Origin of the sequence: Streptomyces sp. NPDC056883, assembly GCF_042788835.1 — a bacterium.
In the GTDB taxonomy this organism is placed as follows: Bacteria; Actinomycetota; Actinomycetes; order Streptomycetales; family Streptomycetaceae; genus Streptomyces; species Streptomyces stoeckheimensis.
The window spans coordinates 216,197-231,522 of the sequence record NZ_JBHUBS010000003.1 but is presented as its reverse complement, the minus strand read 5'-3'; the positions used below and the strand labels follow the sequence as shown (position 1 = coordinate 231,522).

At 73.5% G+C, this 15,326-nt stretch carries 14 protein-coding genes; 11 read left to right on the top strand and 3 right to left on the bottom strand.

The features are described from left to right. The first annotated feature begins 38 nt into the window (after window positions 1-38). The 4 genes from ACFRU2_RS10080 to ACFRU2_RS10065 all read left to right on the top strand — a co-directional run bounded on the left by ACFRU2_RS10080 (window position 39) and on the right by ACFRU2_RS10065 (window position 4,052). Window positions 39-722 carry a response regulator gene (locus ACFRU2_RS10080; RefSeq protein ID WP_382970116.1) on the top strand — a complete coding sequence of 228 codons (684 nt, stop codon included), beginning with the start codon at window positions 39-41 and terminating at the stop codon, window positions 720-722. Between the two features lie 9 nt (window positions 723-731). Continuing rightward, the gene (locus ACFRU2_RS10075) at window positions 732-2,180 is read left to right on the top strand and encodes an ATP-binding protein (RefSeq protein WP_382970113.1); all 1,449 of its coding nucleotides are present in this window, start codon (window positions 732-734) and stop codon (window positions 2,178-2,180) included. Next, window positions 2,177-2,722, top strand: a complete 546-nt coding sequence (locus ACFRU2_RS10070; RefSeq protein WP_382970111.1) for a hypothetical protein — start codon at window positions 2,177-2,179, stop codon at window positions 2,720-2,722. Before ACFRU2_RS10075 ends, ACFRU2_RS10070 begins: the two co-directional genes overlap by 4 nt. A gap of 73 nt (window positions 2,723-2,795) precedes the next feature. Then, a complete protein-coding gene (locus tag ACFRU2_RS10065; protein ID WP_382970108.1) occupies window positions 2,796-4,052 on the top strand; it encodes a cytochrome P450 in 1,257 nt (418 codons plus the stop codon). Here ACFRU2_RS10065 and ACFRU2_RS10060 read toward each other — a convergent pair. Further along, a complete protein-coding gene (locus ACFRU2_RS10060; protein WP_382970105.1) occupies window positions 4,012-4,737 on the bottom strand; it encodes a hypothetical protein in 726 nt (241 codons plus the stop codon). The genes ACFRU2_RS10065 and ACFRU2_RS10060 overlap by 41 nt on opposite strands. A 101-nt stretch (window positions 4,738-4,838) precedes the next feature. Between ACFRU2_RS10060 and ggt the strand changes: the two genes are divergently transcribed. After that, window positions 4,839-6,638, top strand: a complete 1,800-nt coding sequence (gene ggt, locus ACFRU2_RS10055; protein WP_382970102.1) for a gamma-glutamyltransferase — start codon at window positions 4,839-4,841, stop codon at window positions 6,636-6,638. Between the two features lie 14 nt (window positions 6,639-6,652). On the opposite strand, the gene map is transcribed toward ggt, so the two are convergent. Beyond that, on the bottom strand, window positions 6,653-7,420 hold the full coding sequence (gene map / locus ACFRU2_RS10050) for a type I methionyl aminopeptidase (protein ID WP_382970099.1): 768 nt from the start codon (window positions 7,418-7,420) through the stop codon (window positions 6,653-6,655). A 64-nt stretch (window positions 7,421-7,484) separates the two neighbouring features. Here map and ACFRU2_RS10045 point away from each other — a divergent pair, with 64 nt between their 5' ends. Then, window positions 7,485-7,736 carry a helix-turn-helix domain-containing protein gene (locus ACFRU2_RS10045; RefSeq protein WP_382970096.1) on the top strand — a complete coding sequence of 84 codons (252 nt, stop codon included), beginning with the start codon at window positions 7,485-7,487 and terminating at the stop codon, window positions 7,734-7,736. 142 nt (window positions 7,737-7,878) lie between these two features. Continuing rightward, complete coding sequence (locus ACFRU2_RS10040) at window positions 7,879-9,096, top strand: alginate lyase family protein (protein ID WP_382970093.1); 1,218 nt, start codon at window positions 7,879-7,881, stop codon at window positions 9,094-9,096. A gap of 53 nt (window positions 9,097-9,149) precedes the next feature. On the opposite strand, the gene ACFRU2_RS10035 is transcribed toward ACFRU2_RS10040, so the two are convergent. Further along, window positions 9,150-10,034, bottom strand: a complete 885-nt coding sequence (locus ACFRU2_RS10035) for an MBL fold metallo-hydrolase (protein ID WP_382970090.1) — start codon at window positions 10,032-10,034, stop codon at window positions 9,150-9,152. A 134-nt stretch (window positions 10,035-10,168) separates the two neighbouring features. Between ACFRU2_RS10035 and ACFRU2_RS10030 the strand changes: the two genes are divergently transcribed. The 4 genes from ACFRU2_RS10030 to ACFRU2_RS10015 all read left to right on the top strand — a co-directional run bounded on the left by ACFRU2_RS10030 (window position 10,169) and on the right by ACFRU2_RS10015 (window position 15,233). Further along, window positions 10,169-10,597, top strand: a complete 429-nt coding sequence (locus ACFRU2_RS10030; RefSeq protein ID WP_382970087.1) for a MarR family winged helix-turn-helix transcriptional regulator — start codon at window positions 10,169-10,171, stop codon at window positions 10,595-10,597. A 23-nt stretch (window positions 10,598-10,620) separates the two neighbouring features. Beyond that, a complete protein-coding gene (locus ACFRU2_RS10025; RefSeq protein WP_382970084.1) occupies window positions 10,621-11,001 on the top strand; it encodes a PPOX class F420-dependent oxidoreductase in 381 nt (126 codons plus the stop codon). Window positions 11,002-11,227: 226 nt separating this feature from the next. Then, on the top strand, window positions 11,228-13,126 hold the full coding sequence (locus tag ACFRU2_RS10020) for a zinc ribbon domain-containing protein (protein ID WP_382970082.1): 1,899 nt from the start codon (window positions 11,228-11,230) through the stop codon (window positions 13,124-13,126). 100 nt (window positions 13,127-13,226) lie between these two features. After that, the gene (locus tag ACFRU2_RS10015; protein WP_382970079.1) at window positions 13,227-15,233 is read left to right on the top strand and encodes a hypothetical protein; all 2,007 of its coding nucleotides are present in this window, start codon (window positions 13,227-13,229) and stop codon (window positions 15,231-15,233) included. The last annotated feature ends 93 nt before the right edge of the window (window positions 15,234-15,326 follow it).

Genomic DNA, 15,326 nt, shown 5'->3' with positions numbered 1-15,326 from the left:
GGGAGGGGACCGCTCGACGACCCTGGAATACTGACCCGATGCCACGCGTACTGCTGATCGAGGACGACCCTTCCATCAGGGAGGGCGTGGGCCTCGGCCTGCGCCGCAGGGGCCACGACGTGAGCGCCGCCGAGACCGGCGAGGCCGGACTCGGCCTCATGGCGAGCTTCCACCCCGAGCTCGTCCTGCTCGACCTCATGCTGCCCGGCATCAACGGCGTCCAGGTGTGCCGCCGGATCCGCGAGACCAGCCAGGTCCCGATCATCATGCTCACCGCGCGCGGGGACGACTTCGACATAGTCGTCGGCCTGGAAGCCGGCGCCGACGACTACATCGTCAAACCCGCCCGCACCGAGGTCATCGAAGCCCGCATCAAGGCCGTGCTGCGCCGCCTCAGCGAGCCCGCGGGCGGCCGCCCCGACGTGGAGTTCCACGGCGAACTGGCCGTCGACCGCGCCGGGCTCACCGTCGCCAAGAACGGCGAGCGCGTCCCCCTGGCCCCCAGCGAGATCAAGCTCCTGCTGCACCTGTCGGCCTCGCCCGAGCAGGTCTTCTCCCGCCAGCAGCTCCTCGAATACGTGTGGGAGCACAGCTACCACGCCGACGCCCGGCTGGTGGACGCCTGCGTGCGCCGCCTGCGCCACAAGATCGAGGACCCCGACGCCGCCCCCCGCTACATCCAGACCGTGCGCGGCTTCGGCTACCGCTTCGGCCCGCTGTAAGCGGCCCGCATGAGACGTTTCGCACCCCTGGGCCTGCGCACCCGGCTGATCGCCGCCTTCCTGCTGGTCGCCGCCATCTGCGCGGTGAGCACGGCCGCGCTCACCTACCAGCAGGCCCGCAACGCGATCCTCAAGCAGAGCCAGGACACCGCCGTCAGCACCCTGCGCGACCTGGTCGACTCCCAGTACACCCAACTGCCCATGGGACAGCCGGAGCTCCAGCGGCTCGTGGGGGAACTGGGCAAGCGCGGCCAGCCGCACCCCTGGATCGTCTACGGGGAGTACGGAAAGCTCCGCGCGACCTCCAACCCGGGCGGCGATACCACCTCGCCCTCCATCACCGGACAGCTCCGCAGCCAGGTGACCGCCCACCCGCACGGGGCCTTCCAGCGCACGCAGGACCGCAACGGCAACCTGTCCCTCGTCGTCGGCATGCCCGCCGTCTTCAAGTACGACGAGGTGTACGAGAGCACCGGCGCGGTCTTCTACGCGGTCCTGCCCCTGGACACCGAGCAGACCACCGTGCAGGCCCTGGTCACCGCCGCCCGAACGGGCGCCGTGCCTGGTCTCGCGATCGCCCTGATCCCGGCCCTGCTCGCGGCGCGCAGCGTCCTGCGGCCCGTACGGGACATGCGCAAGGCCGCCCAGCGGCTCGGACGCGGCCGGCTCGACACCCGGATCGAGGTGCGCGGCTCCGACGAACTCGCCGGACTCGCCCGCACCTTCAACGAGACGGCCCGCGCACTCGAACAGTCGGTCAGCGAACTCCGGGAGGCCGAAGCCCGTGCCCGCCGCTTCGCCGCCGACGTCTCCCACGAACTGCGCACCCCGCTCGCCGGGATGCTCGCCGTCACCGAGGTCCTCGACGAGGGAGCCGAGGACCTCGACGCCGACACCGCCAAGGCGCTGCGCCTGATCAGTGCCGAGACGGGGAAACTCGCCGTGCTCGTCGAAGACCTCATGGAGATCTCCCGCTTCGACGCCCGCGCCGCCGAGCTCAACCTCGACGAGGTCGACGTCGCCGAGACCGTCACCAAGACCCTGGAACGCCGCCACTGGACCGACGGGCGGGTCAGCACCGACCTGCCCCCCGACGTCCGTGCCCGGCTCGACCCGCGCCGCTTCGACGTGGTCCTCGCCAACCTCGTGGGCAACGCCCTCAAACACGGCGGGGCCCCGGTCCGCGTGGGCGTCCGCACCGAGACCGGGCCCGAAGGCGAGCGGCTGCTCGTCGAGGTCGCCGACAGCGGGCCCGGCATCGCCCCCGAGGTGCTGCCGCACATCTTCGACCGCTTCTTCAAGGCCGACGCCGCCCGCACCCGCTCCACGGGCAGCGGCCTGGGCCTGGCCATCACGCTGGAGAACGTCCGCCTGCACGGCGGCACCCTGCACGCGGCCAACGGCCCCGGCGGCGGCGCGCTCTTCACCCTCGACATGCCGCTGGAGGCCCGCGCATGAGCCGCGTGCGCAGGGCCGTGACCGCGGCCGCGCTGACCGTCCCGCTGCTGCTCGCCACCGGCTGCGGCATCGCCACCACCGGAGTCGTCGAGAGCGGCCGCGCCGGGACCGTGAAACTGGCCACCGCGCCGGACCCCGGCCTGCTGTACTTCATCGCACCCGACGGTGCGCTCGTTCCGCTCCCGGTCAGCGACCGGGTGCAGCGGCCGGACGTCGGGTTCACCCTCGGGATACTGCTGGAGGGGCCGAGCGAGGTTGCGCGGGAGGCCGGTCTGACCACCGAGATCCCGGTTCCGGGCGCCGACTCTCCCGATCCCAAGGCCAGGGGCGCGGCCCGCGGACCGGTCAAGGTCGCCGTCGACGACAAGACCCTCCGCGTGGTCCTGCCCCTCCCGGTCGAGCCGCTGTCCGAACCGGCCCGCCGCCAACTGGCGTGCACGGCCCTCGCGGCGGTGGGCGTCAGGCCGGCCCCCGAGATCCTCCTCATCGGCTCCGACGGCAAGGAGCAGAGCGCCGTGTGCGAGGTCAGACCGGAGGACTGAGCCCCGGCCGACGCGGGCCCGCCACCCCGCGGGGCCCCTTGCGGGCCGGGCCGGTGCCCGCCACCGTGTGCGCATGGACCAAGGAACGGCCCCCGACGTCTTCGACCCGCGGCTCTACGGCGAAGGCGTCCCGTACGACCGCTACCGGCTGCTGCGCGACCGGCACCCGGTGGCCTGGCAGGGGGAGCCCGAGGTGCTCGGCTGGCCCGCCGGTCCCGGGTTCTGGGCCGTCACCCGGCACGCCGACGTGGTCCGGGTCCTGCGCGACCACCGCACGTACTCCTCGCACCTGGGCGCCACCCAGATCCGCGACCCCGACCCGGCCGACCTGCCCTTCCTGCGCCGCACCATGCTCAACCAGGATCCCCCCGAGCACGGGACCCTGCGCCGGACCGTGGCCCGCGCCTTCACCCCGGCCCGCGTCGACGCCTTCGCCGCCCGGGTCCGGGGCCGGGCCCGTACGCTGCTGCGCGCCGCCCGGGACGGCGCCGAGGACGGGGCCGCCGACCTGGTGCGCACCGTCACCGACACGTACGCGCTGCTGAACCTCACCGACCTGCTGGGCGTCCCGGCCGCCGACCGGGGGCTCCTGCTGGAGTGGACCGTACGGATCATCGGGTACCAGGACCCCGAGGACGCGCCGGCTCCGCTGCTCGGCCCGGACGGCAAGCCGCTGAACCCGCGCTCGCCGGCGCTGCTGGGGGAGATGTTCGCGTACGCCCGCGAACTGGCCGCGCACAAAAGGGCTCACCCCGGCGACGACGTGATGACCACCCTCGCGCTCGCCGGGCTGGAGGACGCGGAGCTGGAGATGTTCTTCTTCCTGCTCACCGTCGCGGGCAACGACACCGTGCGCAGCGCCGCGCCCGGCGGCCTGCTCGCCCTGGCCCGCGATCCGGACGCCTACGCCGGACTCGCCGGAGGCCGGGCCCCGTTGGACCGGGCCGTCGAGGAACTCCTGCGCGTCCACCCGCCGGTGCTGAGCTTCCGCCGCACCGCCGCCGCCGACACCGAGCTCGCCGGGCAGCGGATCCGGGCCGGCGACAAGGTGGTGGTCTTCCACGCCTCGGCCAACCACGACGAGCGCGTCTTCACCGACCCGGACCGCCTCGACCTCGGCCGCGCGCCGAACCCGCACGTCTCCTTCGGCGACGGCCCGCACGTGTGCCTGGGCGCACATTTCGCCCGGCTCCAGCTCCGCGTCCTCTACGAGGAGTGGATCGCCGCCATGCCGGCACCGGAACTGACGGGCCCGCCGCGCCGGTTGGTGTCGAACTTCATCAACGGGATCACACGGCTGCCGCTGCGGGTGTCCGGGCCGGCCGGGTGACATCGGCGACCAGCTCCGTCACATCGGGGCCGTAGGCATCGGAGTTGATCACCTTGAGCAGGATGCAGAAGGAGTCGTCCTTGTAGGAGTCGGCCAGGTTCCGGTGGTACCGGGCCAGGTAGCGGGCCGCGGCCTGATTGCTGATGGCCGTCTGCCCGCACAGCAGGAACACCGGCCGGGACCCCCGCCCGGTCGTCAGCCGCGCCAGCAGTACGTGCTCGACGAGGCCCTTCTCCCAGCGGTAGGTCTCCCCGCCGACGGTGATGGCCCCGCGGTCCGGTACGGGCTCGCTCGAGACGATGATCCGCACCCCGGGAAGCATGGAGGCCAGATGGGCCGTCGTGCGGGCGTTGGAGGAGGGGCCGCCCACGCAGAACTCGGCCCGCTCGCCGAAGCCCTGGCGGGCTCCGTCGTGGGTGACGATCTGCACGTTCGCCCCGCAGTCCTTGATCAGGGCGGATATCTCCAGCAGCGCGAAGGCGTCGTTGCGGTGCAGGGAGGAATCGGTGCCGCCCATCTGCCGGTTGACCACGAACAGGCAGTCCGATCCGGTCGGCAGCCCGAAGAAGGCCTGCTTGCGGCGCAGGGCTCGGCGCCACAGATAGGTCCGGGTGAACCAGCCGAACCCGCCGCTGAACGCAGTGGCAATCACCCCGAGCACGATGTTGCGGACGTCCTCATTCATGCGGCGGATCGTAGCCGTCACACCGCCTTCATGACGCGGTGGGTGCGCGGAAGTTACGCTGCCGCTCCAAGGTCTGACAGGCAGCCGACTGGAGGAACCGAATGCGCGGTCCCGCCGCACGTCACTTAGCGCTCATCGCGCTCGCCGGGGCGCTCGTCTCGACCGGGGCCGGTGCCCCGTCGTCGCGGAGCCCCGCCCCGCCCAAGGTCCCGGTCGCCGCCGGCTACGGCGGGGCCGTCGCCAGCGTCGACGCGGACGCCAGCGCGATCGGCATCGCCGTCCTGCGCTCGGGCGGCAACGCCGTGGACGCCGCCGTCGCGACGGCCGCCGCGCTCGGGGTCACCGAGCCGTACTCCGCCGGCATCGGCGGGGGCGGCTACTTCGTGTACTACGACGCCCGCTCCGGCCGGGTGCGCACCATCGACGGCCGCGAGACCGCCCCGGCGACGGCCACCGCCGGGCTGTTCCAGGAGAACGGCCTGCCCATCCCCTTCGCCGAGGGCCAGACCAGCGGCCGCGGCGTCGGAGTCCCCGGCACCCCGGCGACCTGGCAGAGCGCGCTGGAGTCCTGGGGCACCCGTTCGCTGGGCCAACTCCTCAAGCCCGCCGAGAAGCTGGCCCGCGAGGGCTTCACCGTGGACTCCACCTTCCGGGCCCAGACCGAGCTGAACCAGGCCCGCTTCCGGGACTTCCCCGACACGAGCAAGCTCTTCCTCCCCGGCGGCGACCTTCCCGTGGTCGGCTCCACCTTCAAGAACCCCGACCTGGCGGCCACGTACGCGGAGCTGCGGCGCAAGGGTGCGGGCGCGCTCTACCGGGGCCCGCTGGCCGAGGACATCGTCCGGGCCGTGCGCACGCCCCCGGTGGACCCGGCAGCCACCCGCGTGGTCCGCTCCGGCGACCTGACCACCAGGGACCTGCGCGCGTACGCGACCAAGCGGCAGGACCCGACCAGGGTCGGCTACCGCGGCCTGGACGTGTACAGCATGGCCCCGTCCTCCTCCGGCGGCACCACCGTCGGCGAGGCGCTGAACATCCTGGAGCGCACCGACCTCGGCGCGCTCACCGAAGCCCAGTACCTGCACCGCTTCATCGAGTCCTCCCGGATCTCCTTCGCCGACCGCGGCCGCTGGGTCGGTGACCCGGCCGCCGAGGACGTGCCCACGAAGGAGCTGCTCTCGCAGGGTTACGCGGACACGCGCGGCTGCCTCATCGACCCGGCCAAGGCGCTGACGAGCCCGCTGGCTCCGGGGGATCCCCGGCACCCGGTCGCCTGCGGCGGCTCCGGGCAGGCCGCCCCGACCACGTACGAGGGGGAGAACACCACGCACCTGACCGTCGCCGACCGCTGGGGCAACGTGGTCTCCTACACGCTGACCATCGAGTCGACCGGCGGCAGCGCCATCACCGTCCCGGGGCGCGGTTTCCTGCTCAACAACGAGCTGACCGACTTCTCCTTCGCCCCGGCGGCGCCCGGCGTCCCGGACCCCAACCTGCCGGGTCCCGGCAAGCGGCCGCGCTCGTCGATGTCCCCGACCATCGTGCTGGAGCACGGACGCCCGGTGCTGGCGCTGGGCTCCCCGGGCGGGGCGACCATCATCACCACGGTGCTCCAGACCCTGACCGGGCACCTGGACCGCGGGCTGCCGCTGGTCGAGGCCATCGCCGCGCCGCGGGCCAGCCAGCGCAACCAGACCACCACCGAGCTGGAGCCGGGCCTGTGGAACAGCCCGGTGCGGGCCGACCTGGAGGCCCTCGGACAGGGTTTCCGGCAGAACCCGGAGATCGGCGCGGCCACCGGGGTCCAGCGGCTGCCCGACGGGCGGTGGCTGGCCGCGGCCGAGACGACCCGGCGGGGCGGAGGCTCGGCGATGGTGGTGCACCCGCAGGGGACGCCGTAGGGGCGCCGTAGGGCCTAGAGGGCGGTGAGGATCCTCGGGCCGGCGGTGGTGATCGCGACCGTGTGCTCGGCGTGTGCGGCGCGGCTGCCGTCGACGGTCCGCAGGGTCCAGCCGTCCGCGTCGCAGGCGTAGTCGTCCGTACCGCCCGCGATGAGCATCGGCTCGATCGCGATCACCATGCCGGCGCGCAGCTTCGTACCCTGCCCCGCCGGGCCCTCGTTGGGCACGCCCGGCTCCTCGTGCATGGAGCGTCCGATGCCGTGGCCGCCGAAGCCGTCGGGGATGCCGTACCCGGCGGCGCGGCCGACCGTGCCGATGGCGTGGGCGATGTCACCGATGCGGTTGCCGGGCCGGGCGGCGGCGATGCCCGCCGCGAGGGCGGCCTCGGCTGTCTCGATGAGCCGCAGGTCCTCGGGGCGGGCCCGGCCCACGGTGAAGCTGACGGCCGCGTCGCCGACCCAGCCGCCCAGTTTCGCGCCGCAGTCGATGCTGACCAGGTCGCCGTCGCGCAGTCGGTAGCCGTCGGGGATGCCGTGCACGATCGCGTCGTTGACGGAGGCGCAGACGACGGCGGGGAAGGGGACCGGGGCGAACCGCGGCCGGTAGCCGAGGAAGGGGGAGCTCGCGCCGGCCTCGCGGAGCACCTCGCGCGCGGCCAGGTCGAGCTCCAGCAGGGACACCCCGACGGCGGCCCGGTCCCGGACGGCGGCGAGGGCGTGCGCGACGACGCGGCCCGCGGTGCGCATCCGGTCGATCGATTGGTCTGTCTTCAGTTCCATCATGCCAATAACTATACCGGTATAACTGTAACGGGATACTTATTGGGTTCCGGGGTAGCATGAGGGCATGGTCCGTACCCCCCTCACCCCCGAAGAGCGCGAGCGCGGCGAGCGGCTCGGCGCCCTGTTGCGCACGGCCCGCGGTGGCCGCAGCATGGTCGAGGTCGCCGCCAGCGCCGGACTCTCCGCCGAAACCCTCCGCAAGATCGAGACCGGCCGGGCCCCGACCCCGGCCTTCTTCACCGTCGCCGCCCTGGCGGAGGCCCTCGGGCTCTCCCTGGACGAAGTGATGCGGCGCTGCGCCCTCGTGCCCGTGTGAGGTCCGGGGGAGCGGGCGGGCCGCGGCCGTTCGGCCGCCGGGCCCGCCCTTCGGCGTGCCGTTAGGGCGGGCCCACGGGCCGAACGGCCCAATCGGCGGTGGGAGGGCCGGGGCGCGGGGGAAGCGTGAAGGCGTGTCAGACATGAACGCATCCACATCCAAGCGACTCGGCCTCGGACTCGTGGGCGCCCTCCTCGCGGGCGGCCTGCTCCTCGCGGCATGCGCCGCGCCCGAGGGCCGGGCCCACGCCAAGGACCCGGGCGACGTGGTCTTCCGCCACCCGGGCGTCGTCGTCAGCCACACCCGGCTCCAGCACGCGAAGCAGATGGTCGCCGCCGGCAAGGAGCCGTGGAACTCGGCGTACCGGGCGCTCCTGAAGAGCCGCTACGCCTCCCTCGACTACCGGGCGCACCCGGCCGACGTGGTGCCCTGCCCCTTCAACTCGGGGCCGCAGTCCTGCCTGGACGAACGCCAGGACGCGATCGCCGCCTACACCCACGCCCTGCTGTGGTCGGTGAACGGCAAGACCTCCCACGCCCGCAAGGCCGTGCAGATCATGGACGGCTGGTCGGCCGTGATGAAGCGCCACGCCGAGGACAACGCCGGCCTCCAGGCCGCCTGGTCCGGCTCCACCTGGGCGCGCGCCGCCGAGATCATCCACGCCGACCACCCGGCGTGGGGGGAGGAACGGGTCGCCCGCTTCAAGGAGATGCTGCGCACCGCCTACCTCCCGGCCGTCCGCGCGCAGGTGCCGGCGTACAACGGCAACTGGGAGCTGGCCATGACCGACGCCGCCCTGGGCATCTCCGTCTTCCTGGAGGACCGGGCCGTCTTCGAGGAGTCGCTGGAGCGGTTCCGGGAGCGCGTCCCGGCGTACTTCTACCTCAAGCGGGACGGCGCGCACCCGCTGGCTCCGCCGCGCACCGCCATCGACTCGCCGGACAAGGTCGCGGCGTACTGGTTCGGCCAGGGGACCTACGTCGACGGCGTCGCCCAGGAGACCTGCCGCAACCTCATGCACGTGGGCTACGCGCTCGCGGCGTCCGCGCACATCGCGGAGACGGCCTGGCACCAGGGCGTGGACCTGTACGGGGAGCAGGGCGAGCGGCTCCGGGCGGCACTGGAGTTCCACTCCAAGTACCAGCTGGGCGAAGAGGCCCCCGGGTGGCTGTGCGGCGGCAAGCTGGAGCGCACGATGGGGCCCGACCTGGAAGTCGCGTTCCAGCACTACGCGGTGCGGACGGGGGCCAAACTCCCGTACACCCGCGAGCTGGTCGAGAAGACGCGGCCGGCCGGGACGGACGATCTGTTCGTGGCGTGGGAGACCCTCACCCACGGGGAGGCGGCACCGGTCGCCTGAGGTGCGGCCGGGGGCGGCTCGTGGCGCGGCCGGGGGCGCGGTCGTTTCTCGGGTCAGGCGTCCACGGGGTGCCAGGCCGGGCCGTCCCCGCCCTGCCGGACGTGCCCGAACACCACGTCGGCGAAGTGGATGCCGAATCCGATGGTGTCCGGCTCCGCCAGCTCGGCCACGAGCCGGCGGCGGTGGACGGCGGTCCGGGCGAGATCGTGGTCGAAGGCCGAGGACCAGTCCGGGTGATCGATCTGGATCGGCGAGTGCACGGCGTCGCCGAAGGCGATCAGGCGCCGGCCGCCCCCGGTGATGACGTACTCGGCGTGCCCGACGGTGTGGCCGGGGGTGATCCGCACGTGCACGCCCGGGAAGACCTCCTGGCCGTCCGTGAGCGTGCGCACGCGCGGCGCGAGGGCGGCGACCCGCTCGGTGGTGCCCTCGGCCGCCAGCAGGTCGAGCCGGTCCCACTCGGGCTCGGCGATCAGGAACTCGGCGCGGGGGAAGAGGGGCAACTCGTCCTCGGGGGACGGGTGGACGGCCCAGCCGATGTGGTCGGAGTGGAGGTGGGTGAAGGCCACCGCCTCGATGTCCTCGGGGGCGCGGCCGAGTGCGGCCAGGCTGCCGGGGAGCGCGCCTCCGTGGATCACGCCGAGGGGGCCGTCCGGGACGCGGAGCGTCTGCGGACCGAAGCCCGCGTCGATCAGCAGCGCCCGTCCGCCGTGCTCCACCAGCAGGCCGCCGACGCCCGCCACGAGGTGCCCCGTGGCGTCCAGGTACTCAGGGTGGGCGGCCCACACCTCGTCGGTGGTGTCCGGGAGCAGCGGCAGCGGCCGGAGCCGTACGTCGCCGTCCGGCACGTAGGAGACCTTCGTGTCGCCCAGCCACAGTGAGCGGATTTCCGCGGGCCGGTGCAGTCGTTCGTCGCGCGTCGTCGTCAAATCGGGCATGAGAGCTCCTGTGTGAAGGGTCGTCAGGCCGCCTCCGACCGGTCTGCCGGGGCGGTGGGGCCAACCATAAGCATCAAGTTTGAATCATTCAAGCTGTAAATATTCTGGCTTGAGGGACTTGTTAAACTGGCCCCATGACGACACCTCCCGAGCGCCAGGCCATCGCCGAGCGGCAGCTGTGCGGGCTGGTGGACGGGCTGGCCCACCGGATCGCCGAGCACGTGCGGGAGCGCGCCGCCACCCTGGGCCTCACCGCGTCCCAGGCCACCGCGCTGCGCGAGATGAGCGGGCCGATGACCATGCGGGACCTCGCCGAGCGCATGAGCTGCGAGCCCTCCAACGCCACCTTCGTCGTCGACAAGCTGGAGAAGCAGCACCTGATCGAGCGGCACCCGCACCCCACCGACCGCCGCGCCAAGCAGCTCGTCCTCACGCCCGAGGGCGCCGCCCTGCGCGCCCGGCTCCTCGACCTCCTCTCCGTGGATTCGCCGGTCTCCGGGCTGGCCCCGGAGGAGCAGGACGTGCTGCGGAGCCTGCTGGAGCGGGCCGTCACCTCCCGTTGACCGGCCCGCGTAGGGTCGGGCGCATGACGATCGTGGAGCTGGGCAGGGCGAGGTACGTCAGTCTCACCACCTTCCGCAAGGACGGCACGGCGGTGGCCACGCCGGTGTGGGCGGTGGCGGACGGCGACGAGCTGTACGTGTGGACGCGCAACGACGCGTGGAAGGTGAAGCGGATCCGCAACGACGGGCGGGTCACCGTCGTGGCCTGCGACGTACGCGGGCAGGTGGCCGCCGGGGCCGCGGTGTCCGAGGGCGAGGCGCGGCTGCTGGACGAGGCGGGGCTGAAGCGGGTGCGCAAGCTCATGCTGCGCAAGTACACGTGGCAGTTCTGGATGCTCGACGTGCCGGCCGCCATCGTCCGGCGCGGGCGGCCTCACACCGCGATCGCGGTCAGGCTCACGTAGTTCCTGGGGATCCGTAGTGATCGTGTGGTGTTCTTGCCGTGGCGTCCGTGCGGTGTGGGGTGCCGGATGTGGGTTCGTTGGTCGAATGGGCGACCTTTCGCGGGTGGTGTCGTTGATCGGATGACAGCACTGGTGGCAGCGGAGGTGGGCGTTGAGTCGCAAGGTGTCGCTCGCCGTGGGTCAGTCCGCCCGGATTGCTTGTGCCCGTGGTGTGTTGCGGACGGGTGTGGACGAGGGCACCGGTGAGCTGTTGGCGGTCTCCGTGCTGGCGGAGCGGGTCGGCTGGGCAACCGACTTGGTGGCAGCCCTGGTCGCCGGGCTGCTGGCCGACCGGTGGAAGCCCGCCGATGTGGATGTGCTGGCCTCCGGGGAGGACGGCGGGGGCAGGAAACTGCCGTTGAACGCGTGGATGGCTCTGCGTCGTCTGGGCTGGAGCGGCTCGCCGCCCGAAGGTATTCGGGTCAATGACCGGATCGTCCGGATGGCGCAGGAGCAGGCCGGACGCTTGCTGCGGTCGGCGAAGTGGCGCGCAGACCTGACCACCGGGGTACTGAAGGTGTGGCCCGTCGATCCCGGCAGGCGTACGCCCGAGGAGTGGGGCGCGGTGCGTGAGGTGGTGCCGGGGGGCCGGGATCTGCCGTCCAGCGTCATCACCTCCCGCACCCGCCAGATCGCCGCGTTCACCAGGAAGCACGACCGGATGCCCGTCGATCTGTTCGAGATGGAGGTCGCGCCCACGGCAGCGCGGGTGCTGCTGCTGTCGGCGTGCGACGGGCAGCAGGCCACCATCGAACGTCACGGGACCGAGCCGGGCCGTGCGCTGTTGCGTGTGCAGCTTCCCACCCGCCCGGATCCGCGTTCCTACCGGGACTGGACGTGGGTGTCCTGCCCCCTCACGTTGCCGGCGACGGTTCCGGCGGGCGCGGTGCTGCATCTGCCCACGCTGCGCCCGTACCAGGGGCGTGTCCGCGCAGATCTCGCCTACACCCACGCGGTGCCGAAGGCGGCCCGCAGTGGGCACACGGTGGCGCTCGGTGTGGACTGGGGCCTGAACACCCTGCTGTCCGCCGGGGCCGTCCGGCTGCACGAGGACGGGCGGATCACCGCCCTCGGGGCCGGAGGAATGTTCCGGACGGGCGGAGTCCTCGCGAAACAGCACCGGCTGCGACGGCAGGGCGAGTACTTGCACGCCAAGGCCGGTCACTACAAGCTGCTCACCACCGGAGACGAGCGACACCCGCTGGCCGCCAAGCACACTCTTGTGAGCGACGGGATCGCGCACGTCTCCGCGCACGTCTCCGCGCGCCGGTCCAACCTGAATGACGCATTGGCGTGGGCGGCCGCCCGGTGGGCGGTGGACCAGGCGATCACGGCCGGGGCAACTGTCATATTTGTCGAGGACCTCCGCTCGATGGAAGCCCACGGCATGGGACGAACCATGAACACCCGGCTCTCCCAGCAGGTACGCGGGCGGATCGTGGAGCGGATGCGGCACGTTGCCGCCGAGACGGGTATCGCCGTGGTCACCGTCCCGGCACGCGACACCTCCAAGCAGTGCCCCCAATGCCTCACGCCGCTACGGCACTGCAAAGCCCCCGACCGGCCCACCACGCCCGGCTGGAAATGGGCTATCTGCCAGAATCCCGACTGCGGCTGGCAGGGAGACCGCGACCAGGGAGCCTGGCAGCGCATCGCAGCACGCGGACTCGCCCACCAGTCGAAGACCGTCACAGACCGCACACAGGCGCCCTTGGCCATCCGCGCGGTCGTCGACACCCTCGAAGCCGGCGCGGTCATCACGCCGACCGTGCCGAAGACCAGCCGGGACCGGTCCAAGACCGGGCCCACCCGGCACAAGCACACACGTCCGACGCCCAGGCGACGCCGGACACCCTCCCCCGTCGGGCCTTCGGGCCCGGCAGGCCAGCGTCCGGAGGGACACGCTCACACGGACCGGAGACGGCTGCCCCGCGCAGCCCACCGGCACCAGGACGTGACGACGATCAGCACACCCACCACCAGCCGATACCGGCCACGAGGAGCGGCGCTGGGCGCGGGATTCCACCTCCATGCCCACGCCACCCCTCCACGGTGGGAACATCCCGGAATCAGACGCCATGTCTGACACGGGATCACCAAACTGGTCAGAGACGCTTGCCCCGCCCGCCGTCAAGCTTTGAGACTCCTGTAGCCCGCCCGTAACACCCGTGGGGTCCAATGCGGGGATGGAGACCGCGATTTCGCAGGTGATCGGCCAACTCTCCGGATACATGCGGGGATTGACGCAGCGACTGGATCCCGGGACGGGCTGGTACGGGGAGTTCCTGCGGCGGGACCCGGAGGGGATGCGGGCCTGTCTGGACGGGGCCGCGATGCCTCCGTGGGACGTGCTGGAGTCGCTGCTGGGTGACTTGGCCGCCACGACGGGCCCGGTGGCGATCGCCCGGGAGACGCAGTACGCGGCCGGTCTGCGGGCCGCCGCGGTCGGGGTCTGGGACCGGCTGCCGGGCGGGGCGGAGGAACTGCGCACGCTGCTCGCATCGGCCGCCGAGCAGCAGGCCCGGGCCCGGGCGGCCCTGCGCGTGCTGTCGGCGCGGCTCGCGGAATCGGCGGACCCGGCGGAGGCGGAGGCCCTGTCCCGGGAACTCTCCTGGACCCGCGACGACGCCGCCCGCGCGGCGGCCCGCCACGAGGACCTGACGACCCGCCTGCAAGCGGTGACCCCGGGACCCGACCGCCCCGGACACCCGTCGCCGTCGCAGCAGCCGGACCCCCTGAACGCCGTACCCGCACAGCGCGCGGCGACGTCCCCGGGCGCAACGCCCGCCACGGCGTGGCCGGGCCCACGGGAGGGCATGCGGGGCGGCCCCCAGGCGGGGCCCCCGGATGCGGCGTGGGCCGGTGGGCCCGGGGATGCGCGGGGCGGGGCGCCGGATTGGGCGTCGGGCGTTGGATCGAGCCGGATGCCGGGTGCGGCGCCGGACGCGACACCGGGTCGGGCATCGGCCCCGGCATCGGAATCGGCCCCGACGCCGGAAGCGGCGGGGGAGCCCGTCGGGCGGGCCGAGGGGCGGTGGCTGCGCGGTGCGCGGCGGAGCGGCGGGGCCCGGTACGCGGGCGCGGCGGCACCGGAAGCCCGGGCCGCCGCCGTGCCCCCGGGGCACCCGGCGTCCGCCACGCCGCTGCGCGGCGCCCGCTTCGGGCGGCCCGCCCGCGGGGCGGCAGATCCCGCTCCGGCGGGGAATCCGGGGCCGGCGCAGGACGCTTCGGCAGACGGGTCCGGACATGCCGGCCGGGCTCACGGAGCCCCGCACCAGCCCGCCCGCGCGGGCTCCGAAGTGCCGGACCAAGGGCAACAGTCCGCCGCTACCGGCCAGGGCGGCCGCAGGCCCGGCGCCCCGGCCTGGAGCATGGGACAGACCCCCGGACCCGCCAGGGCCTCCGACCCGGGGCTCCGCCCCCACCCGCAGGACGAGCCCACCCCCTGGCCGACCCAGGCCCGCGCCGTCGGACCACAGACTGACTCCGCCCCGTGGGCTGGCTCAGCCTCTGGTGGTGGCCCGCAGGCCGCTGCCGGGCGGTGGGCCGGCTCCAGTCCCGGCGGTGGCCCGCAGCCCAACTCCGCCCAGTGGGCCGGTTCCGCCTCCGGCAGCGGCCCGCAGGCCGACTCCGCCCAGTGGGCCGGCTCCGCCCCCGGCGGGGCCCCGTACGGGGTGCCTGCCCAGGTGGGCGGGGGGTTCGTGGAGGGGCTCGTGGCGCTGCGGGGGCAAGGGCGCAGTGGGGAGGCGCATGCGTTGCTCTGTGAGGCCGCCGCCGGGTCCGCCGAGCGGCTGGTGCTGCTGGGGGAGGAGCTGGCGCGGGCCGGGCTGGCCGCGGACTGGGCCACCCTGATCTGGGAGGCGGCCTCGCTGCCGCCCGCCCGGTTCGCCGCGGTCGCCGCCGTGCTCGGGCCGGCCGACCGCGACGCCCTGCTGCGCCAGGGCGCGGCCCGCCCGGCCGCCGAGATCGCCGAGATCGCCCTCGTCCTCGGGGAGGCCGGGCACACCCCGGAGGCCGACGCCCTGCTCGCCGCCTTCGTCCGGGTCCGCACCGCTGAGGAGTCGGCCCGGCTCGCCCGCCGCGACCCCCGGTGGTTCGCGCCCCGGCTGCTCCGCGCCGCCGAAGCCCTCTCGGGGGCTCATCACCGTGACCTGTTGCACGCCCTTCGAGTCGCGAATCTGCCCGTCGGATGATCGGAAACGACCACGTATCGGCGTAACTCCTGCGTTTGCTGATCCACTACTCCAACCGCGCAACGCGGTCTTGCCCCGGGCCTGGCCGAGGCC